This window comes from Streptomyces sp. NPDC001157 (assembly GCF_053598255.1).
This window is the reverse complement of the sequence record NZ_JBSFJW010000007.1, coordinates 123,214-144,083: the sequence shown is the minus strand read 5'-3', so window position 1 is coordinate 144,083 and position 20,870 is coordinate 123,214. Positions and strand designations below refer to the sequence as shown.

Below are 20,870 nucleotides of genomic sequence, written 5' to 3'. Positions count from 1 at the left end.
GCAAGATTCCACCAGTGTCAGGGGATCACTCCCAGCCGGTCGGCTTCACATGACGGGGTTAGGCGATGCGCGAGTCCGTACAGGCAGAGGTCATGATGAGCTTTCTCGTGTCCGAGGAACTCTCCTTCCGCATCCCGGTGGAGCTGGGCTACGAGAGCTGTGATCCCTATGCCGTGAGGCTGACCTTCCACCTGCCCGGCGATGCGCCGGTGACCTGGGCATTCGGTCGTGAGCTGCTCATCGACGGGGTGTGTCGGCCGTGCGGGGAAGGAGATGTGCGCGTCTCACCCGCCGAACCGGACTCCCTGGCCGAGGTGCTGATCCGGCTTCAGGTCGGCCGCGACCAGGCGCTCTTCCGTGCGTCCACGGCCTCGCTCATCGCTTTCCTCGATCGCACCGACAAGCTGGTGCCACTCGGTCAGGAGGGCTCCCTCGCCGACTTCGACGCCCACCTCGACGAGGCCCTGGACCGCATCCTGGCGGAGGAGCAGAGCGCGGGCTGAGGCGTGACCACGGGGGGACCGGAACGCTTCTGCGTGGGATGCAGAGGGCGAAGTAACGCTTCTCCATGCGCAGGGCGGCTGGAGCCCGAACTGCCTCAACCATCCGTTCACTCGTGTCGGAGTGCCCCTCCTGGCCTCACCGCTTGCGCCGTCGGCCCCGCCCCGTGCGCGCCACACCAGGTGCTGCGCCCATCGTGCCTGCCGCCTGCTCAGGGCCGGGACGGTCGGCCGCGACCACCAGTGCCGCGAGCAGCGTCGTGACCGGCACCGAGGCGACCAGGCCGATCGAGCCCACCAGCGTGCGTACGATCTCTTCCGCCACCAGTTCGCTGTTGGCGACCGTCCCCACACCGCTCTGCGCGATGGAGAAGAGCAGCAGCAACGGCAGGGCGGCGCCCGCGTAGGCGAGGACGAGGGTGTTGACGACGGAGGCGATGTGGTCGCGGCCGATGCGGATGCCCGCCCGGTACAGCCCCCGCCAGCCCATCGACGGATTCGCTTCGTGCAGTTCCCAGACCGCCGAGGTCTGGGTGACCGTCACATCGTCGAGGACACCGAGCGAGCCGATGATGACGCCCGCGAGCAGCAGGCCACTCATGTCGATCGACGGATACAGGCCATGGATCAGACCGGTGTTGTCGTCCGTGTTGCCGGTCAGCGCGGCCCAGCCGATGAACTCGGAGCCGAGCAAGCCGATCAGCACCAGCGAGAGCAGCGTGCCCAGCACTGCCACGGATGTACGGGCCGACAGGCCATGACACATGTAGAGCGCGATCAGCATGATGGCGCTCGATCCGATCACCGCCACGAGCAGTGGATTGGATCCCTGCAGGATCGCGGGGAGGATGAAGAAGGTCAGCACCATGAAGCTGACGGCCAGCGCGATCAGGGCCATCAGCCCGCGCATCCGGCCCACCACCACGACGGCGAGCGCGAAGATGCCGGCCAGCAGCGCCATGGGGAACCTGCGGTTCACATCGGCGACCGAGTACTGCAGGTCCTTCGGCGCGGAGGGCTCATAGGCGGCCACGACCTTCTCGCCCTCGTGCAGTTGCCGTGACTGGTCCGGCTGCACGATCTCGGTGAACGTGCGGCCCTTGTCCTTGCCCGAGTCGACGCGGATCGTCGCCTTCTTGCAGGTGCCGTTCGCCTGCTGCTGGGCGGAGGCTCCCTCGGCGGTGGAGGTGTCGCCCGTCGGGGTCTCGCCCGAGGCGTTCACCGACTTGCAGCTCACGCTCACGACCTGGGTGACCGTCGCCTGCTGGGTCTGCCGGTCGAAACCCACACCGGTGCGCTGGTGCGGTGGGGCACCGCCGGGCCACAGGACCACGAGCCCGACCGCCACGGCCGCGGCGAACGGGATGAGGATGGCGGCGATGACCTTGCGCAGGTGCTTGGAGACGGGGGTCGCGGGACCGTGGCTGTGCGAGTGACCGTGCCCGCCACCGGAACCATGGCCGTGTCCCGGCTCGTGCCTGCCACCGGACTCGTGGCCATGTCCCGCGCCGGCTCCCGGCCCGTGGTGGTGCCCGGCCCCGGGACCGAGACCGCCGCCGGCACCGGAGCCGTGCCCGCGGGGCGGCTCCGGAGGGGGGTACGGGGGCTGATGTGTCGTGGTCACCGCCCGATCATCGCAAGAACGACAGGGGCCCTCTGTTCAGCGCGCCCGAATTGAGGCTAGCGTGGAGGCACCTTTGCACACGCGGGAGCTCGGAGCACCGGGCTGAGAGGGCGCTGACCTCCGTCCCAGCGATGTTTCACGTGGAACATCACCGAAGTCGAGTGATGTTCCCCACGAAACGTCGACAGACGGAAACCGCTGCGTCGACCGCCGAACCTGTTACCGGGTAATGCCGGCGTAGGGAGTAGGTCTCATGACCAACAAGGACGCACGCACGCCTGCCTCCAGCCAGGACGAACAGCCCATTCAGGGCGAAACGTCCGAGGAGGTCAGGAAGTCCATCGGCTGGCACAAGGCGTATGTCGAGGGCTCACGCCCCGATCTGCGGGTGCCTGTCCGTCAGGTGCATCTCACCAACGGGCAGTCGGTCACGCTGTACGACACGTCGGGCCCGTACACCGATCCGCTCATCGACACCGATGTGCGCAGGGGGCTCGCACCCCTGCGCGAGAACTGGATCATCGCCCGCGGGGACACCGAGGAGTACGCGGGCCGGCCCGCCCGTCCCGAGGACGACGGGATCAAGCACACCTCTCCGCGAGGCGGTCTGCGCAACCTCGACGCGGTCTTCCCGGGCCGGCCGCGCCAGCCGCGCCGTAGCCGCGACGGCAAGGCGGTCACGCAGCTCGCGTACGCCCGCCGCGGAGAGATCACGCCGGAGATGGAGTACGTGGCCATCCGGGAGAACGTCTCGCCCGAGGTCGTCCGCCAGGAGATCGAGGCGGGCCGTGCCGTGTTGCCGGCCAACGTCAATCACCCGGAGATCGAGCCGATGATCATCGGCAAGCGGTTCCTGGTGAAGGTCAACGCCAACATCGGCAACTCCGCGGTGACGTCCTCCATCGAGGAGGAGGTCGAGAAGATGACCTGGGCGACCCGCTGGGGCGCCGACACGGTCATGGACCTCTCCACCGGCCGCAACATCCACACCACGCGTGAGTGGGTGCTGCGCAACTCCCCTGTCCCCATCGGCACGGTGCCGCTCTATCAGGCCCTGGAGAAGGTGGACGGCCGCGCGGAGGAGCTCACCTGGGAGATCTACAAGGACACCGTCATCGAGCAGGCCGAGCAGGGCGTGGACTACATGACCGTCCACGCGGGCGTCCGTCTGCCGTACGTCCCGCTGACCGCGAACCGCAAGACCGGCATCGTCTCGCGCGGCGGCTCGATCATGGCCGCGTGGTGCCTCGCGCACCACAAGGAGTCGTTCCTGTACGAGAACTTCGAGGAACTCTGCGAGATCCTCGCCGCCTACGACGTCACGTACTCGCTGGGCGACGGCCTTCGGCCGGGGTCGATCGCGGACGCCAACGACGAGGCGCAGTTCGCGGAGTTGCGCACGCTCGGGGAACTCAACCGGATCGCCAAGCGTTTCAACGTACAGACCATGATCGAGGGTCCGGGACATGTCCCGATGCACAAGATCAAGGAGAACATCGACCTTCAGCAGGAGATCTGTGATGAAGCTCCGTTCTATACGCTCGGCCCGCTGACGACGGACGTCGCGCCGGCGTACGACCACATCACCTCCGGCATCGGTGCCGCGATGATCGCCTGGTGGGGCACGGCCATGCTCTGCTACGTCACGCCCAAGGAACACCTGGGCCTGCCCAACCGTGATGACGTCAAGACCGGCGTCATCACCTACAAGATCGCCGCCCATGCAGCCGACCTCGCCAAGGGGCACCCGGGTGCGCAGGAGTGGGACGACGCGCTGTCCGACGCCCGCTTCGAGTTCCGGTGGGAGGACCAGTTCAACCTCGCCCTGGACCCGGACACGGCACGGGAGTTCCACGACGAGACCCTCCCGGCGGAGCCGGCCAAGACCGCCCACTTCTGCTCGATGTGCGGGCCGAAGTTCTGCTCGATGAAGATCTCCCAGGACATCCGCCGTGAACACGGCGGAAGCCGGGCCGAGATCGAGCAGGGAATGGCCGAGAAGTCGAAGGAGTTCGCGGCCGCGGGCAACCGGGTGTACCTGCCGATCGCGGACTGACGTATGCCGGTGTGAGTGGATCCTCCGACGTGGAAAGACGGTCCCGCTCTTCGGCGTGAGGTGCCGCAGGGCGGAGCCGTCGGGGGGATCGGTGTTCGGCTTGCGCTCCCCCTGCGGGCCTTTCTGATGCGGGGGGCGCAAGCCGACGGTTACTCCGGCTGGTGTTCCGGGCCTCCGAAGTCCGGGCTGGTGTAGTCCGGGCTGGTGAAGCTCGGGCGCGAGCCGGGGGCCGAGCCGTCGTCCGGGCTGCTGAAGCCCGGCCGGTCGTAGCCGAGGTGAGGCATGCGGCCGGTCGACGTCGGCGGTGTGACGCTGTGCAGCGCCGCGGCGGTGCCGGGGTCGGCGAGTGCCTCCCGAAGGAACGGCATGATGCCCCGCTCCAGGAGTGCTTCCCGCCAGGCCTCCCTGGCCAGGGCCACTTCCCCGCTCAGTTCGCCGTACGGTCCGGACTCCAGCGAGGGCTGGTTGCGCAGCGCGGTGAGCAGGAGCCCGACAGCGGCGACGAGGATCGCGGCCGCGGTCATGGCACCGAACACCCAACCAGCGGTGATCATGGTCTTGCCGAACACCTGTTTGGGTTCAACCGACTTGATGATGTACCCGACGAGCAGGAAGATCACCGCAGCCGTTCCGGCGAGGACGGGGGTGAGGACGGCGGCGACGGCGACGGCGCCCGCGCCGGCCGGCTCGGCGGCCTCGCCGAGGGTGGTGGCGAGCCCCACCGCCGCCGCGCCCGGCTCCGCGGAGCCGGATTCGCGGGTGGACGGCGGGGTGGACGGCGCCGGCTGGCGCAGTTCCTCGCGAACCTTCACGTAGTGCTGGTACTCGGCCGCAGCGGCCACCGTGATGAGTGCGGTGGCGTTGAGTGCCATCGTGCGCAGCTGTTCGGGGTTGAGCCGCTTACCGACAGCGGCCAGTTCCGGGCGGTTTGGGGCGGAGCGCAGCGCCTCATCGAGGACCCGCTCGTACTCCTGGCGGTCCTCGCTCAGCAGGTGCTGCGGAACGCTGTTCATGTGCATCCCCCGATGCTCCGTAGGGCTTGGGGCTCGCATGCCAACGAGCCGTCGGGCAGAAACGGAGGGGAGCCTGCTACGGATAAGCCGATGGTAGAGCGGGGACGGCACACGGTGACAGGGGGTTTGAAGAAATTGGGCCCTGGCCTGCGCCGTTTATCGCGATTCCTCCGTGGGGGGACGCCTGCCCTGTGAACGTTCAGATATCCAGGGGCAGCTGTTGGACCAGCAGCTTTCCGGCCATGGTCACTCCGCCGTCCATCGCGATGGCCAGGCCTTCGGCGTAGACGTGCGGTCCTTCGACCACAGGACCTGCGCTGTCCTCGCCGTCCTCGGAGCCGACCTCGCCCAGCAGATACGGAATGGGGCTGTGGCCGTGAACAATCCGGGTGCCGCCGTACGTATCCAGCAGGGAGCGTACGGCGTCTGCACCGCCTTCGTCGCGGAAGGAGAACCGCTTGGTGAACTTGCGGAACAGATCCCAGCATTCGTCGGCGTCGTTGCGCGTGAGCGTTTCGCGGACGGTGTCGTTGACCGCCTCGATCGAGTCGCCGTAGTCGAGGTAGGCCGTGGTGTCGGAGTGGACGAGCAGATAGCCGTCGACCTCCTCGACGGCGTCGAGACGGGCCATCCACTGGAGGTGGTGGTCCTGGAGGCGGTCCATGTCGGTCTTCTGGCCGCCGTTGAGCAGCCAGGCCGCCTGGAAGGTGGCAGTCCCCGCACCGGAGTTGACGGGGGTGTCGCCGAACCGCTTGGCGCCCAGCAGCAGCAGTTCGTGGTTGCCCATGAGCGCCTTGCAGTAGCCGCCGGCCGCGGCCGCCTCGGCGGACAGGCGCATCACGAGGTCGATGACGCCGATGCCGTCCGGGCCGCGGTCGGTGAAGTCGCCGAGGAACCACAGCCGGGAGGTGCCCGCGCACCAGTTGCCCGCCGCGTCGACGAGGCCCTGCTCCTGGAGGGCGGCCAGCAACTCGTCGAGATAGCCGTGCACATCACCGACGACATACAGCGGGCCCGCGCCGTCCGTCTGCTGCGGGATGGGGAGGGACGCGGGGTCGACGGGCACCTGAAGCGTGTCACCGCGGTTGATGACCGGCAGGTCGCGCTGCGTGGGGGTGTACCCCTCCGGGTGGTCGGCCGGCTCCTCGACGGGTCTGTCGACGTCGCCGGGGTATGTGCTGTGGCCGTACGGACCGGTCTCGTGGACATACGCCGGTACCCGGAAGTCGCGCAACGTCGCCGTCCGCTCCGTCTCGGGTCCCTGACCGGCCCCCTGAGTCATCAGACCCCTCCACCATCGCGCCGCATCTGCACCGCTTCGGACTGCCTGGTCGCAGCGGCCCGCGGTGTCGTGGGCCCATCATAGGAATGCCGATCGCGCCATGTGATGACCCAGGGGTGGTGAATCGGAGGAAGAGTCCAGTTCACCGCGGCTTTCGCCCCGATTGGGCAGGGCTTCGACCGCCTGCTGACGGCCTTGGTTCTACTCCTCTTCGGGCGACCGCGGCGCGCTGACGGTCGTACGCGGCGGACGTCGCTGGGACGAGGTACGCACGATCAGCTCCGTCGGTATCACCTGCTCGACCGGTTGGTCCGATTCGACCCCCTCGATCGCGTCGATGAGGAGCTGCACCACAGCCGTGCCGATGCGGCGCGGCTTGAGCGAGAGCGTGGTGATGGGCGGTTCGGTGTTGGCGTACACCGTGGACTCGCTGCAGCAGACCAGAAGCAGGTCGTCCGGTACGCGCAGGCCGTAGCGGCGGGCCGCGGCGAGCAGGTCGGTGCCGTTCGGGTCGAACAGGCCGTAGACGGCGTCGGGCCGGTCGGGGCGGGCGAGCAGCCGGTCGGCGGCGACGGCGCCCGCGCACGGGTCGTGCGCCGGGTAGGCCTCGTACACCGGGTCCTGTCCGACACGTTCGCACCAGCGCAGATACGCCGTGGTCGACAGGTGGGTGTACGTGTCGGTCGAGGTCCCCGTCAGCAGTCCGATGCGGCGGGCGCCGGCGTCGGCCAGGTGGTCGAGGATGCCGAGTACGGCGGCTTCGTGGTCGTTGTCCACCCATGCGGTGACCGGTAGCGAGCCGGCCGGGCGGCCGTCGGAGACGACGGGCAGACCCTGCCGGACCAGTTCGCTGACCACCGGATCCTGGTCGGAGGGGTCGATGACGACGGTGCCGTCCAGCGCGACGTTCGACCACACGTCGTGGCGGGAGGTCGCGGGCAGGATGACCAGGGCGTAACCGCGGGCGAGCGCGGCCGAGGTGGCGGCGCGCGCCATCTCGGCGAAGTACGCGAACTCGGTGAAGGTGAAAGGTTCATCCCCGTATGTCGTCACGGTCAGGCCGATGAGGCCCGACTTGCCGGTACGGAGGGTTCGGGCCGCCGCCGACGGGCGATAACCCAGCCGGTCGGCGACCTCGCGGACATGGCGTCGGGTGGCGTCCGGGAGCCGGCCCTTGCCGTTGAGGGCGTCGGAGACGGTCGTGATGGAGACTCCGGCGGCGGCGGCAACATCTCTGATGCCCGCCCGGCCCGGCCTGCTGCCTCGGCGTGAGGTTTCCGCGCGGCTCACCTGGTGCTTCCCTGCTGCTGTCATGGCGAGCCGATAGTAGGGCTCATGGAGTGGGGTAGGGCGGACGCATATGCACGCGTTGACAGGCACGTTTCTGCAAGGTCATTTACCGTCAACTACCTTTGAAACAAAGTCAGTTGAACGATCCAATGGGGCTACGTGACTTGTCGGCGCGCATGGGCCTGCCAAGTCCCCGATGTTTCGAAGAGGTCTCAACTCACCTGCATGGGCGATGCGCGCCAGGGCGCGAGCCACCGGCGCATAGATATATGTGACCGCGCCCCCCGGTTCGTCTGGCTACGGGTGGTGATGCCCCTGATGTGTGTGTGACGGATGTGGTCTGTCCTCAGCTGTACGCAGCGGCGCCGAATCCTCATAAGGTGAGCAGTATTGGAAGCCGGTGGTGGTCATGAGGAGGACTGCGGTGAGCGAGACGAGCCCCAAGCTGCGCGCCGAGCTGGAGGGTATCCCCACCTACAAGCCGGGCAAGCCTGCCGCGGCCGGCGGTCCGGTGGCCTACAAGCTGTCCTCCAACGAGAACCCGTATCCGCCGCTGCCCGGCGTGATGGAGACGGTGACGGCCGCGGTCTCGTCCTTCAACCGCTACCCGGACATGGCGTGCACGGGCCTGATGAACGAGCTGTCGGACCGCTTCGGCGTCCCCCTCTCGCACCTGGCCACCGGCACGGGTTCGGTAGGCGTCGCCCAGCAGCTGATCCAGGCGACCAGTGGCCCGGGGGACGAGGTCATCTACGCCTGGCGGTCTTTCGAGGCGTACCCGATCATCACGCAGATCAGCGGTGCGACCTCGGTGAAGGTGCCGCTGACCCCGGGCGATGTGCACGACCTGGACGCCATGGCGGACGCGATCACCGACCGCACGCGCCTCGTCTTCGTCTGCAACCCCAACAACCCGACCGGCACGGTGGTACGGCGCGCCGGGCTGGAGCGGTTCCTGGACCGGGTGCCCGGCGATGTACTGGTCGTACTGGACGAGGCGTACCGCGAGTTCATCCGCGACCCCGAGGTGCCGGACGGCGTGGAGCTGTACCGCGAGCGGCCGAACGTCTGCGTGCTGCGTACGTTCTCCAAGGCGTACGGTCTCGCGGGCCTGCGCGTCGGCTTTGCGATCGCCCATGAGCCGGTGGCGGCCGCGCTGCGCAAGACGGCGGTGCCGTTCGGGGTGAGCCAACTTGCGCAGGAGGCGGCGATCGCCTCGCTCCGCGCCGAGGACGAACTGCTCGGCCGGGTCGGTTCGCTGGTCTGTGAGCGCAACCGCGTGGTCGACGGGCTGCGCGCCCAGGGCTGGACCGTGCCCGAGACCCAGGCCAACTTCGTGTGGCTGCGGCTGGGGGAGAGCACGGTCGCGTTCGCGGCGGCGTGCGAGCAGCACGGCGTGGTGGTCCGGCCGTTCCCGGGCGAGGGTGTGCGGGTGACGGTCGGAGAGACCGAGGCGAACGACATCTTCCTGAAGGTGGCGGAAGGGTTCCGCAAGGAGCTCTGAACCAGCGTCAGCCGCCTACGAGTTCCACGCGCACCGGATCGCCGTCGCGGACCGTGGCGAGGAGCCCGGGGTCGCCGTCGAGGCGGCCCAGGATGTTGCAGGGGCTCGCGAGGCGGCATTCTCCCCCAGACTCCGTTCGGGGGGACCCCCAGCCTCGCGAGATCGGGGTGGGGCCGTAGGGGAGTGCGAGGGCGTCGCCGTCGGTCCAGAAGGCGACCGTGCCCGGCTCCACGACCTGCTGAGCCGATGTTTCACGTGGAACCGAGAGGCCCGTGTCGAAGTAGACCTCCTCGCCCCAGGTGCGGGCGGTGGAGGCGAGCGGCAGTGCCTTGGTGAGGGCCTGGGCGGTCGGGGTGTCGTCGAGGGTTGCGGTGAGGTGGCCGGCGGGCCATGAGATCCGTACCTGCACGGCAGATAATTCAACAAGATGTTGAAGATGATGCCAAGAAGGGTGCCGAACGGCCCAAGCTGGGCGCCCTTGAGGCCCATGTGGGACCCCCCTTCGAGCTCCGACAATCAGTGCGTCATAATTGCTTGTGAATGTGAACGCGTTCACAAGCGTGTCCCGGTTGCTCCAATGATGCGTGTGACATAAGGGGCAAAATGCCGCTGTACCACGGCGACCGAAGGAGACTGACGACGTGGACCTGGCTTTGGCGCCGGAGACACTGGCGCGATGGCAGTTCGGCATCACCACCGTCTACCACTTCCTCTTCGTCCCTCTGACGATCTCGCTGGCGGCCCTCACGGCCGGCCTGCAGACCGCCTGGGTGCGCACGGAGAAGGAGAAATACCTCAGAGCGACCAAGTTCTGGGGCAAGCTCTTCCTGATCAACATCGCGATGGGTGTGGTCACCGGCATCGTGCAGGAGTTCCAGTTCGGCATGAACTGGTCGGACTACTCGCGCTTCGTCGGTGACATCTTCGGCGCCCCGCTCGCCTTCGAGGCCCTGATCGCGTTCTTCTTCGAGTCGACCTTCATCGGCCTGTGGATCTTCGGATGGGACAAGCTGCCCAAGAAGATCCATCTGGCCTGCATCTGGATGGTCTCGATCGGCACGATCCTGTCGGCGTACTTCATCCTCGCGGCCAACTCCTGGATGCAGCACCCCGTCGGCTACCGGATCAACAAGGCGAAGGGACGTGCCGAGCTCACCGACTTCTGGCACGTGCTGACCCAGAACACCGCGCTCGCCCAGGCGTTCCACACGCTCTCCGCGTCCTTCCTGACCGGCGGCGCGTTCATGGTCGGCATCGCCGCCTTCCACCTGTTCCGCAAGAAGCACGTCTCCGTGATGAAGACCTCGCTGCGGCTGGGCCTGGTCACCGTCGTCATCGCCGGCCTGCTCACCGCGATCAGCGGCGACACGCTCGGCAAGGTCATGTTCAAGCAGCAGCCGATGAAGATGGCCGCCGCCGAGGCGCTTTGGGACGGCCAGAACTCCGCGCCGTTCTCCGTCTTCGCTTACGGAGACGTCAGCAAGGGCCACAACACGGTCGAACTGTCGGTCCCCGGAATACTGTCGTTCCTCGCCGACGACAACTTCAACTCGTATGTCCCCGGCATCAACGACACCAATAAGGCCGAGCAGCAGAAGTACGGTCCCGGGGACTATCGGCCCATCATCCCCGTCACCTTCTGGGCGTTCCGCTGGATGATCGGCTTCGGTATGGCGTCCTTCGCCATCGGCCTGGTCGGACTCTGGCTGACCCGCAAGAAGTTCATGCTGCCGCAGCATCTGAGGGTCGGCGACGACGAGGTGCCGCATCTGGTCCTGTTCCGGAACAAGGCTCTGAGCCCCAAGTTGGGCAGGCTCTACTGGCTGGTGGCCATCTGGACCCTCGGCTTCCCACTGATCGCCAACTCCTGGGGCTGGATCTTCACCGAGATGGGCCGTCAGCCGTGGGTCGTCTACGGCGTCCTGCAGACCCGGCACGCGGTCTCCCCCGGCGTCTCCCAGGCCGAGGTCCTCACCTCGATGATCGTCTTCACCGCGCTCTACGCCATCCTCGCCGTGATCGAGGTCAAGCTGCTCGTGAAGTACGTCAAGGCCGGCCCGCCCGAGCTCACCGAAGCTGACCTCAACCCGCCTACGAAGATCGGCGGCGACACCCGTGACGCCGACAAGCCGATGGCCTTCTCGTACTAGGCCGAGGGAGATCGAGTCATGGAACTTCACGACGTCTGGTTCGTCCTGATCGCCGTCCTGTGGACCGGCTACTTCTTCCTGGAGGGCTTCGACTTCGGGGTGGGCATCCTCACGAAGCTGCTCGCCCGCGACCGGCCCGAGAGGCGGGTGCTGATCAACACGATCGGTCCCGTTTGGGACGGCAACGAGGTGTGGTTGCTCACCGCGGGCGGAGCGACCTTCGCTGCCTTCCCCGAGTGGTACGCCACCCTCTTCTCCGGCTTCTACCTCGCGCTGCTGATCATCCTGGTCTGCCTGATCGTGCGAGGTGTCGCCTTCGAGTACCGGGCGAAGCGGCCCGAGGAGAGCTGGCAGCGCAACTGGGAGACGGCGATCTTCTGGACCTCGCTGATCCCGGCGTTCCTGTGGGGCGTCGCCTTCGGCAACATCGTGCGCGGAGTGAAGATCGACAAGAACTTCGAGTACGTCGGCAGCTTCTGGGACCTGCTCAACCCGTACGCTCTGCTCGGCGGGCTGGTGACCCTCACGCTGTTCACCTTCCACGGGGCTGTGTTCACGGCGCTCAAGACGGTCGGGGACATCCGGGAGCGGGCACGGAAGCTGGCGACCGTGGTGGGTCTCGTCACCGCCTTGCTGGCGCTGATCTTCCTGCTGTGGACGCAGGTCGACAGTGGCGACGGCAAGAGCCTGGTCGCGCTCGTTGTGGCTGTGGTCGCGCTGGTCGCCGCCCTGGTGGCGAATCAGGCCGGGCGTGAGGGCTGGTCGTTCGCGCTGTCCGGGATCACGATCGTGGCCGCGGTGGCGATGCTCTTCCTGTCGCTCTTCCCGAACGTCATGCCGTCCTCGCTCAATGGGGACTGGAGCCTCACGGTCACCAACGCCTCGTCGAGCCCGTACACCTTGAAGATCATGACCTGGTGCGCGGCGATCGCCACGCCGATCGTGCTCCTCTACCAGGGGTGGACCTACTGGGTCTTCCGTAAGCGGATCGGTACGCAGCACATCGCAGACGCTGTGCACTGAGTCCGAGGTGGGGCGTGTTTCACGTGAAACACGCCCCTTGAGGAAAAGGGTGTGTTTCACGTGAAACCGATCGACCCGCGACTGCTCCGCTACGCCCGTGCCACCCGCCTCTTCATGGTGGCGGTCGTCGGCCTGGGCATCGCCGGTGCGGCGCTGGTCATCGCTCAGGCGATGCTCATCGCCGAGGTGGTGGTGGGGGCCTTCCAGCACGGGATGTCGGTTCACGAACTCGGCACTCCCCTGCTGCTGTTGGCGGCCGTCGCCGGTGGTCGCGCCCTGGTTTCGTGGCTCACCGAGCTCGCGGCGCACCGGGCGAGCGCGGCGGTGAAGTCGGAGCTGCGGGGCCGGCTGCTGGGGCGTGCTGTCGAGCTGGGGCCGGGGTGGCTGAGCGGGCAGCGGACCGGCTCGCTCGTCGCCCTTGCCACCCGTGGAGTCGACGCCCTCGACGACTACTTCTCGCGTTGTCTGCCGCAGTTGGGGCTCGCGGTGGTCGTGCCGGTGGCGGTGCTGGCCCGGATCGTCACCGAGGACTGGGTCTCGGCGGCGATCATCGTGGGGACCCTGCCGCTGATCCCGGTCTTCATGGTCCTGATCGGCTGGGCCACGCAGTCCCGGATGGACCGTCAGTGGGGGCTGCTGTCCCGGCTGTCCGGACACTTCCTGGATGTCGTCGCGGGACTGCCGACGCTGAAGGTGTTCGGGCGGGCCAAGGCGCAGGCCGAGTCGATCAAGCGCATCACCGGCGAGTACCGGCAGGCGACCATGCGGACGCTGCGGATCGCCTTCATCTCGTCCTTCGCGCTGGAGCTGCTCTCCACGCTGTCGGTCGCGCTGGTCGCCGTGACGATCGGCATGCGGCTCGTGCGCGGCGAGATGGACCTGTACACAGGCCTCGTCATCCTCGTCCTCGCTCCCGAGGCCTATCTGCCCCTGAGGCAGGTCGGCGCCCAGTACCACGCGGCGGCGGAGGGGCTCGCTGCGGCCGAGGAGATCTTCGCCGTCCTGGAGACGCCGGTGCCGGCGTCGGGCTCGGCGGCCGTACCGGCGGGGGGTATTGCCTTCGAGGGGGTGACGGTCCGGTATCCCGGGAGGTCCGAGGATGCCGTGTCGGATGTGTCCTTCGCCGTCGAGCCCGGCGAGACCGTCGCGCTCGTGGGGCCGAGCGGCGCGGGCAAGTCGACGCTGCTGAACGCACTGCTGGGGTTCGTGCGGCCGACCGAGGGGCGGGTACGCGTCGGGGGTGCCGATCTTGCCGAGGTCGATCTCGAGCAGTGGCGGTCGAGGATCGCCTGGGTGCCGCAGCGGCCGCATCTGTTCGCCGGGACGATCGCCGAGAACGTACGGCTGGTCAGGCCCGACGCCGACGACACTGCCGTACGCAGAGCGCTGAGCGATGCCGGTGCCTTGGACTTCGTGGACGCGCTGCCTGCGGGCGTCGAGACCGTGCTCGGGGAGGACGGGGCCGGGTTGTCCGCCGGGCAGCGGCAGCGGCTCGCGCTGGCCCGCGCGTTTCTCGCGGACCGACCCGTACTGCTGCTCGACGAGCCGACGGCGGCCCTGGACGGAGCCGCCGAGGCCGAGGTCGTGGAGGCGGTACGACGGCTGGCGGTGGGGCGGACAGTGCTGCTGGTGGTGCACCGGCCGGCGCTGCTGGGGGTTGCGGACCGGGTGGTACGGCTGGAGACGGCGGACGCGGCAGCGCCGCTGGAGGGACCCGCATCCCCCGCCGCTTCCGTGCGGCCCGGAGCTGTGACGTCCGAGGTTCGTCCCGCCGGGGCCGCCGCCGGCGCTCCGGAGGGGACCGGGACAACCGGTCTCAGGACAGGCACGCGCGCTGTCCTCGCCCGTGTCCGTGCCATGTCCGGCCCCCGGCGCAGTCGTCTCGCTCTCGCCCTGCTGCTCGGGAGCCTTGCGCTCGGCAGTGCCATAGGGCTCATGGCCACCTCCGGGTGGCTCATCTCGCGGGCCTCGCAGCAGCCGCCCGTGCTGTATCTGATGGTGGCCGTGACCGCGACGCGGGCCTTCGGTATCGGGCGGGCCGTCTTCCGGTACGCCGAGCGGCTCGTGTCGCACGACGCGGTGCTGCGGATGCTCGCCGACACCAGGGTCGCCGTCTACCGGCGGCTGGAGCGGCTGGCGCCCGCGGGGCTGCGCAGCACCCGCCGGGGCGACCTGCTCTCACGGCTCGTCGCCGACGTGGATGCGCTGCAGGACTACTGGCTGCGCTGGTTGCTGCCCGCGGGATCCGCGGCGCTCGTGTCCGCCGCGTCCGTCGGCTTCACGGCCTGGCTGCTGCCCGAGGCCGGCCTCGCCCTCGCTGTCGGGCTGGTGGCGGCCGGAGTCGGTGTCCCACTGGTCACCGGTGCCGTGGCGCGCCGCGCCGAACACAGGCTGGCCCCCGCCCGAGGTGCGCTCGCGACGCGCGTGACCGATCTGCTCACCGGCACCGCGGAGTTGACCGTCGCCGGCGCCCTGCCCGCCCGTACCGCCGAGGCACGGCGCGCCGACGGCACGCTCACCCGGATCGCCTCGCGCGCCGCCACCGCCACCGCGCTCGGCGACGGACTCACCGCGCTGCTCTCGGGGCTGACGGTCGCTGCCACCGCCCTCGTGGGCGCCCAGGCGGTCACCGACGGCCGCCTGGGCGGCGTGGCGATGGCCGTCGTCGTGCTCACCCCGCTGGCCGCCTTCGAAGCGGTCCTCGGGCTGCCGCTCGCCGTGCAGTACCGCCAACGGGTGCGCAGAAGCGCGGAGCGCGTGTACGAGGTCCTGGACGCGCCCGAGCCGGTGCGGGAGCCGGAGCAGCCCCGGCAGGCTCCCAGCTCCCCTTTCCCGGTTGCCCTGAAGGGCCTGACCGCCCGGTACGAAGGGCAGGAGCGGGATGCGCTCGACGGCCTCGACCTCACTCTCCACCAGGGGCGCCGGATCGCCGTGGTCGGGCCGTCCGGCTCCGGCAAGACGACGCTGGCACAGGTTCTGCTGCGCTTCCTGGACCCTGTAGTGGGCTCGTACACCCTGGCCGGCGTGGACGCCCACGCGCTCGACGGCGACGACGTACGACGGCTCGTCGGGCTGTGTGCCCAGGACGCGCACCTCTTCGACAGCTCGGTACGCGAGAACCTGCTGCTGGCGAAGAAGGACGCCACCGAGGACGACCTGCGGGACGCGCTCGCCCGGGCCCGGCTGCTGGACTGGGCCGACAGCCTGCCCGACGGGCTCGACACGCTGGTCGGCGAACACGGGGCCCGGCTGTCGGGAGGACAGCGGCAGCGCCTCGCGCTGGCCCGCGCACTGCTCGCCGACTTCCCGGTTCTCGTGCTCGACGAACCCGCCGAACACCTCGACCTGCCGACGGCCGACGCCCTCACCGCCGACCTGCTGGCCGCCACCGAGGGCCGTACGACGCTGCTCATCACGCACCGGCTGGCCGGCCTGGAGGCGGTCGACGAGGTCGTCGTACTGGACGAGGGGCGGGTGGTGCAGCATGGGAGCTACGCCGAACTGGCCGCCGTAGCCGGGCCGTTGCGGGCGATGGTGGAGCGGGAGGCGGCAACGGAGTCGCCGGCCGGAGCGCCGGCGTAGCACGAGCGCAGCCCTCATCGTGCGACAGGTGCCGTACCGACTCCTCACGATCCGTCCGTACTGAGCCATCCGGGGTCCTGCTTCCCCCAGGCGTAGGACTTGAACATGACCGGCCCCGGCCGGTGGGGTCACGATCGCTGACATGCGCTCATTCCGCCGTCGCCCGTTGCTCGTTCCGGCCCTGTTGTGTGCGCTCGTCATGCTCGTGGCCCGGTCCACGGAGGCGATGGGTGTGGGCGACGGGGACGAGAGCGGCAGTGACATCAGCGGCCGGGTCGAGCAGCTCTACGAGGATGCGGCACTGGCGACGCAGCAGTACGAAGCGGGTCGGCAGGAGGCCGACGTGCGGCGGGCGCAGGCAGAGCAGGCCCAAGCGTTGCTGGATGGCGAACGGCGCGAGATCGCCCGCCTGCACGAAGACCTGGGCCGGATGGCGCGCGCCCAGTACCGCACCGGCGGAGGTCTCCCCGCGGCCGCGCAACTGATCCTCGCGGACAGCCCCGACGCACTGATGCGCGGTCAGCACGTCCTGGCGCAGGTGAATCTTGCCCTGGCCGGCTCGGTCACCAGGAGCCGCCGGGCCGAGGCACGCTTCGCCGCCGACGAGGCGAAGGCCAAGGCGGCGTGGCAGGCGCTGGAGAAACGGAACATCGAGCTCGCCGCCGTGAAGGGCACCATCGAGCGCAAACTCGAGGAGGCACGTGGGCAGTTGCAGGGGCAGGCGGCGGCTTCCGTCGCGGCCGGCAGCTGCCGCGGCTCCGTGCGGCTCCAACAGCCGACGACGCACGTCACGCAGCCGTGGGTGGCGCCCGTGGAGACGTACGAACTGTCCGCCGGCTTCGGCAGCGGCGGCGACCGGTGGGCGAACCGGCACACCGGGCAGGACTTCGCGGTACCGATCGGCACGCCGGTACGGGCGGTCGGCGCGGGACGCGTGGTGAGTGTGTCCTGCGGAGGCGCCTTCGGCATCGAGATCGTCATCCAGCACCCGGGCGGCTACTACACGCAGTACGCCCATCTCGCCGCCGTCGCCGTCGACCAGGGCGAGTGGGTGGACACCGGGCAGTGGATCGGTCAGTCGGGCACCACCGGCAACTCCACCGGCCCGCATCTGCACTTCGAGGTGCGCGTCACTCCTCAGATGGGCTCCGCGGTGGACCCGGTGCCATGGCTGGCGGCACGAGGCGTCCCCCTCGCATGACCAGCGCGAGCAGGGGCTTCCCGGATCACCACGGACGGCTAGCGCCGCTCTGCCAGCATCCGCTCGATGACAAGCGCCACCCCGTCGTCGTTGTTGGCGACCGTGCGGCCCGAGGCCGCGGCGATCACATCCGGATGCGCGTTGCCCATCGCATAGGACTGGCCCGCCCAGGTGAGCATCTCGACATCGTTCGGCATGTCCCCGAAGGCGACGACCTCCTCGTGCGAGATGCCGCGCTCCGCGCAGCACAGGGCGAGCGTGCTCGCCTTGGAGACGCCGGGGCCGCTGATCTCCAGCAGGGCGCTGGGACTCGAGCGGGTCACGGTGGCCCGCTCACCGATGGCGAGACGGGCGGTGGTGAGGAAACCGTCCGGGTCCAGGGTCGGGTGGTAGGCGAGGATCTTCAGCACCGGCTCGGCGGCGCCGGGCCCGTCCGGCGCCAGCAGCTCCTCGGCCGGCATGAGGTTGTCCGGGATCTCCATGTGCAGCTTCGGATAGTCCGGCTCCTGGTGGAAGCCGTACGTCTGCTCCACCGCGTACACCGTGCCCGGCGCCGCGTCGCGCAGCAGCCGTACGGCGTCCAGCGCGTTGTCCCGGGCCAGCTCCCGTACTTTCACGAACCGGTGCGCGCCCGGGCCGCCGTGCAGGTCGACCACGGCCGCACCGTTGCCGCAGATCGCCAGGCCGTGGCCGTGGACATGGTCGCTGACGACGTCCATCCAGCGGGCCGGGCGGCCGGTGACGAAGAAGACCTCGATGCCCGCGTCCTCGGCGGCGGCGAGGGCGGCGATCGTGCGTGGGGAGACCGACTTGTCGTCCCGCAGGAGGGTGCCGTCGAGATCGGTGGCTATGAGCCGCGGCGCGGCGGCGGCGGCCGGGGTCTCGGGCTGTCGAGTCGCTGAGGTCACCCGCTCATTCTCCCGCATATGCCCGCACGGCCGTGCAGGAGTCCGCACAGGTGAGTGGTTACCGTCCTCATCAGCCCCGTCACAGCCCGTCCGATCAGCCGAGCTGCGCCCCCGCCTCCATGGCGATCTGCTCGAAGACCTTCTCGTCCGCGGCGAAGTCGGAGTCGGGTATGGGCCAGTGGAGCACGATCTCGGTGAAGCCCAGCTCCCGGTGCCGGCCCGCGAAGTCCACGAACGCGTCGAGCGACTCGAGCGGTCGGCCGCGGTCCGGGGTGAAGCCGGTGAGCAGGATCTTGTCGAGGCCGGCCACGTCCCGGCCGATCTCCGCACAGGCGTCGGCCAGCTTCTCGGCCTGGCCGCGAATGGCTTGAATCGACTGTTCGGAAGTGCCGTTCTCGTACAGCCTGGGGTCGCCCGTGGTCACCCATGCCTGTCCGTACCGTGCGGCGAGCCGCAGCCCCCGCGGGCCGGTCGCCGCCACCGCGAAAGGCAGCCGGGGACGCTGCACACAGCCCGGTATGTTCCGCGCCTCGTGCGCCGAGTAGAAGTCGCCCTCGTAGGACAGCCCCTCCTTGCCGTCCTCGGTCAGCAGCCGGTCCAGGAGCTGGACGAACTCGGCGAACCGGTCCGCGCGCTCCCGCGGGGTCCAGGGCTCCTGCCCCAGCACGGTGGCGTCGAAGCCGTTGCCACCCGCGCCGACGCCGAGGGTGAACCGGCCCGAGGAGATGTCGTCGAGGGAGATCAGCTCCTTCGCGTACGGCACCGGGTGGCGGAAGTTCGGCGAGGTCACCAGCGTGCCCAGCCGCATCCGCTCGGTGACGGCCGCCGCCGCGGTCAGGGTCGGTACGGCACCGAACCACGGGCCGTCCCGGAAGCTGCGCCAGGACAGGTGGTCGTAGGTGTAAGCGGTGTGGAAGCCGAGCTGCTCCGCGCGCTGCCATGCCGAACGGCCGCCCTCGTGCCAGCGGCGGTACGGGAGGATCACAGTGCTCAGACGCAGACTCATGTCCCCGAGACTAAGCCGCCCCACTGACAACGGACGAAACGGTCACCGTGCGCGGTCGCACGGCCACACGCCGAGGGGGGCAGGGGGTGTGCGGCGTCAGTGCGGCTGAGGGAAGCGCAGGTACTGAGGCGGCACGGCCCTGGTGAGCCATACGCCGTTCTCGCTGACGTGGAACACGTGGCCGTCGCGGTGCATGGCGGCGGCGTCCACCGAGAGCACGACGGGCCGGCCGCGGCGGGCGCCGACCCGGGTGGCGGTCTCGCGGTCCGGCGAGAGGTGCACGTCGTGCCGGTTCATGGGGCGCAGCCCCTCGGCGCGGATCGCGTCCAGGTTGCGGGCCACGGTCCCGTGGTAGAGGTACGGCGGCGGCGTGGCCGGGGCCAGTCCGAGGTCGATCTCGATGCTGTGGCCCTGACTGGCGCGGATCCGGGTGCCCTCGACGGCAAAGCGCTTCTTGTCGTTGACGGCGACGACGTGGTCCAGCTCCTCGCGGGTGAAGCGAAAACCGTGCGCGGCGGCCGCGGCGATCAGCACATCGATCTCGACCCAGCCGGCCTCGTCGAGCGTCAGCCCGATCCGTTCGGGCTGGTGGCGCAGGTGTTTCGAGAGGTACTTCGACACCTTTACGGTGCGTCTTTCATCCATGCGTCTTTCGTCCATCCGTTCAGCATGACGGGAGAGACGTGGATCACGCAGATTATTTTGGCGTGCAGGTTTGATCCACAACCAACTAGTGTTATCCACAGCCCAGTTGGCGGTTCTGTGGACAACTCCGCTTACATGTCAGCCGTGTTCGTCAAGATCGGCTGGGGCCACCTCTCTTGATGTGAGCGCGTCCAACGCCCTTGCCCGCACCTCCCGTTCAGCCGCCAGCCGGATGAACTCCGCCGCCAGCTCCGGCCCAACCAGCCCTTCCACAGCCCGCATTGTCTCCGCCGGCAACGACACAGAACGTGACGCAGGGCGGTCCGGCGCCGGTTCCCCGGCGCCGAGCTGCTGCCGTAGCTGCCGTACCGCCAACAACCGCATCGCCCGCGCGAGTTCCGCATCCACCGTCTGCTGCGCGAGCGGCCGCAGTCGCCGTACGAGCGAGGCGGCTTCTGTCGCGTCCGCGTCCGTCGGGCGGTGCGGTCCGTCGAGGTAGCGGGCGAAGACGTGCTCGGTGGTGAACTCCAGGAAACGGGCGGCGATGTGCTCGACCTGCACCCTCAACTCCCGTAGATGGCCTGAGATCGCGGCCAGCGGGACACCGGCTGCGTGCAACTCGACGGCCACAGCGAGCTCTTGGGGGCTCGGCACGAGGAAGGAGTCCTCGTCGCCGGGAACCGGCTCCAGCACGCCCAGTTCCACGGCGTCGGCAACCGCCGCGTCGTCGGGGTCGCCGCCGAAGCGCTCGTCCAGATCGGCCCGCGAGATCCGTACCGCCTTCTCGTCGGTCCACGGGCCGTCGACCTCGGCGACCAGCCCGAGCACTCCGCCCAGGCCGCGGCCCGCATCCCACGCCTCCAGGAGCTCCTTGATGGAGGCCAGGGTGTAGCCGCGGTCCAGGAGGTCGGCGATCTGGCGCAGGCGGGCGAGATGCGCGTCGGAGTAGAGGTTGGCGCGGCCGCGGCGCTCGGGACGGGGGAGGAGGCCGCGGTCCTGGTAGGCGCGGATGGTGCGGACCGTGGCGCCGCTGTGGTGCGCCAAATCCTCTATCCGGTACGGCGGCTGCATGCCCAGTGCCTCCGT

Annotated in this window: 16 protein-coding genes; 7 read left to right on the top strand and 9 right to left on the bottom strand. The window is 69.2% G+C overall.

Going from position 1 to position 20,870, the window contains the following annotated elements; all coding sequences use genetic code 11:
* The first annotated feature begins 65 nt into the window (after positions 1-65).
* A complete protein-coding gene (locus tag ACWDAG_RS15440) occupies positions 66-503 on the top strand; it encodes an SsgA family sporulation/cell division regulator (RefSeq protein WP_450696100.1) in 438 nt (145 codons plus the stop codon).
* 136 nt (positions 504-639) lie between these two features.
* On the opposite strand, the gene ACWDAG_RS15435 is transcribed toward ACWDAG_RS15440, so the two are convergent.
* Positions 640-2,124, bottom strand: a complete 1,485-nt coding sequence (locus ACWDAG_RS15435) for a YibE/F family protein (protein WP_450696099.1) — start codon at positions 2,122-2,124, stop codon at positions 640-642.
* A 253-nt stretch (positions 2,125-2,377) separates the two neighbouring features.
* Between ACWDAG_RS15435 and thiC the strand changes: the two genes are divergently transcribed.
* Positions 2,378-4,180, top strand: a complete 1,803-nt coding sequence (gene thiC / locus ACWDAG_RS15430; protein WP_450696098.1) for a phosphomethylpyrimidine synthase ThiC — start codon at positions 2,378-2,380, stop codon at positions 4,178-4,180.
* A gap of 149 nt (positions 4,181-4,329) precedes the next feature.
* On the opposite strand, the gene ACWDAG_RS15425 is transcribed toward thiC, so the two are convergent.
* The 3 genes from ACWDAG_RS15425 to ACWDAG_RS15415 all read right to left on the bottom strand — a co-directional run bounded on the left by ACWDAG_RS15425 (position 4,330) and on the right by ACWDAG_RS15415 (position 7,789).
* A complete protein-coding gene (locus ACWDAG_RS15425; RefSeq protein WP_450696097.1) occupies positions 4,330-5,199 on the bottom strand; it encodes a hypothetical protein in 870 nt (289 codons plus the stop codon).
* 193 nt (positions 5,200-5,392) lie between these two features.
* Positions 5,393-6,475: a metallophosphoesterase gene (locus tag ACWDAG_RS15420; protein ID WP_450696096.1), complete on the bottom strand. Its 1,083-nt coding sequence runs from the start codon at positions 6,473-6,475 to the stop codon at positions 5,393-5,395.
* A gap of 201 nt (positions 6,476-6,676) precedes the next feature.
* Entirely contained in the window at positions 6,677-7,789 is a 1,113-nt protein-coding gene (locus ACWDAG_RS15415) for a LacI family DNA-binding transcriptional regulator (protein WP_030938801.1), read from the bottom strand.
* Positions 7,790-8,189: 400 nt separating this feature from the next.
* Between ACWDAG_RS15415 and hisC the strand changes: the two genes are divergently transcribed.
* Positions 8,190-9,269: a histidinol-phosphate transaminase gene (hisC, locus tag ACWDAG_RS15410; RefSeq protein ID WP_450696095.1), complete on the top strand. Its 1,080-nt coding sequence runs from the start codon at positions 8,190-8,192 to the stop codon at positions 9,267-9,269.
* A gap of 7 nt (positions 9,270-9,276) precedes the next feature.
* Here the strand turns inward: hisC and ACWDAG_RS15405 are convergent, their stop codons facing one another.
* The gene (locus tag ACWDAG_RS15405) at positions 9,277-9,678 is read right to left on the bottom strand and encodes a cyclophilin-like fold protein (protein ID WP_450696094.1); all 402 of its coding nucleotides are present in this window, start codon (positions 9,676-9,678) and stop codon (positions 9,277-9,279) included.
* A gap of 232 nt (positions 9,679-9,910) precedes the next feature.
* Here ACWDAG_RS15405 and ACWDAG_RS15400 point away from each other — a divergent pair, with 232 nt between their 5' ends.
* From ACWDAG_RS15400 to ACWDAG_RS15385, 4 genes are all read left to right on the top strand, one after another.
* The gene (locus ACWDAG_RS15400; RefSeq protein ID WP_450696093.1) at positions 9,911-11,419 is read left to right on the top strand and encodes a cytochrome ubiquinol oxidase subunit I; all 1,509 of its coding nucleotides are present in this window, start codon (positions 9,911-9,913) and stop codon (positions 11,417-11,419) included.
* A gap of 18 nt (positions 11,420-11,437) precedes the next feature.
* Positions 11,438-12,442, top strand: a complete 1,005-nt coding sequence (gene cydB / locus ACWDAG_RS15395) for a cytochrome d ubiquinol oxidase subunit II (protein ID WP_450696092.1) — start codon at positions 11,438-11,440, stop codon at positions 12,440-12,442.
* Between the two features lie 60 nt (positions 12,443-12,502).
* Positions 12,503-16,024 (top strand): thiol reductant ABC exporter subunit CydD, encoded by a 3,522-nt coding sequence (gene cydD / locus ACWDAG_RS15390; RefSeq protein WP_450696091.1) that lies wholly within the window; start codon positions 12,503-12,505, stop codon positions 16,022-16,024.
* A gap of 142 nt (positions 16,025-16,166) precedes the next feature.
* Positions 16,167-17,225, top strand: a complete 1,059-nt coding sequence (locus ACWDAG_RS15385; protein ID WP_450696090.1) for a peptidoglycan DD-metalloendopeptidase family protein — start codon at positions 16,167-16,169, stop codon at positions 17,223-17,225.
* A gap of 38 nt (positions 17,226-17,263) precedes the next feature.
* On the opposite strand, the gene ACWDAG_RS15380 is transcribed toward ACWDAG_RS15385, so the two are convergent.
* The 4 genes from ACWDAG_RS15380 to ACWDAG_RS15365 form a co-directional block, all read right to left on the bottom strand.
* Positions 17,264-18,133 carry an HAD hydrolase family protein gene (locus ACWDAG_RS15380; protein ID WP_450696089.1) on the bottom strand — a complete coding sequence of 290 codons (870 nt, stop codon included), beginning with the start codon at positions 18,131-18,133 and terminating at the stop codon, positions 17,264-17,266.
* A 94-nt stretch (positions 18,134-18,227) separates the two neighbouring features.
* Positions 18,228-19,139 (bottom strand): LLM class flavin-dependent oxidoreductase, encoded by a 912-nt coding sequence (locus tag ACWDAG_RS15375; protein ID WP_450696088.1) that lies wholly within the window; start codon positions 19,137-19,139, stop codon positions 18,228-18,230.
* A gap of 96 nt (positions 19,140-19,235) precedes the next feature.
* Positions 19,236-19,784: an RNA 2'-phosphotransferase gene (locus ACWDAG_RS15370; RefSeq protein ID WP_450696087.1), complete on the bottom strand. Its 549-nt coding sequence runs from the start codon at positions 19,782-19,784 to the stop codon at positions 19,236-19,238.
* A gap of 138 nt (positions 19,785-19,922) precedes the next feature.
* Positions 19,923-20,855: a MerR family transcriptional regulator gene (locus tag ACWDAG_RS15365; RefSeq protein ID WP_450696086.1), complete on the bottom strand. Its 933-nt coding sequence runs from the start codon at positions 20,853-20,855 to the stop codon at positions 19,923-19,925.
* Positions 20,856-20,870 lie beyond the last annotated feature (15 nt).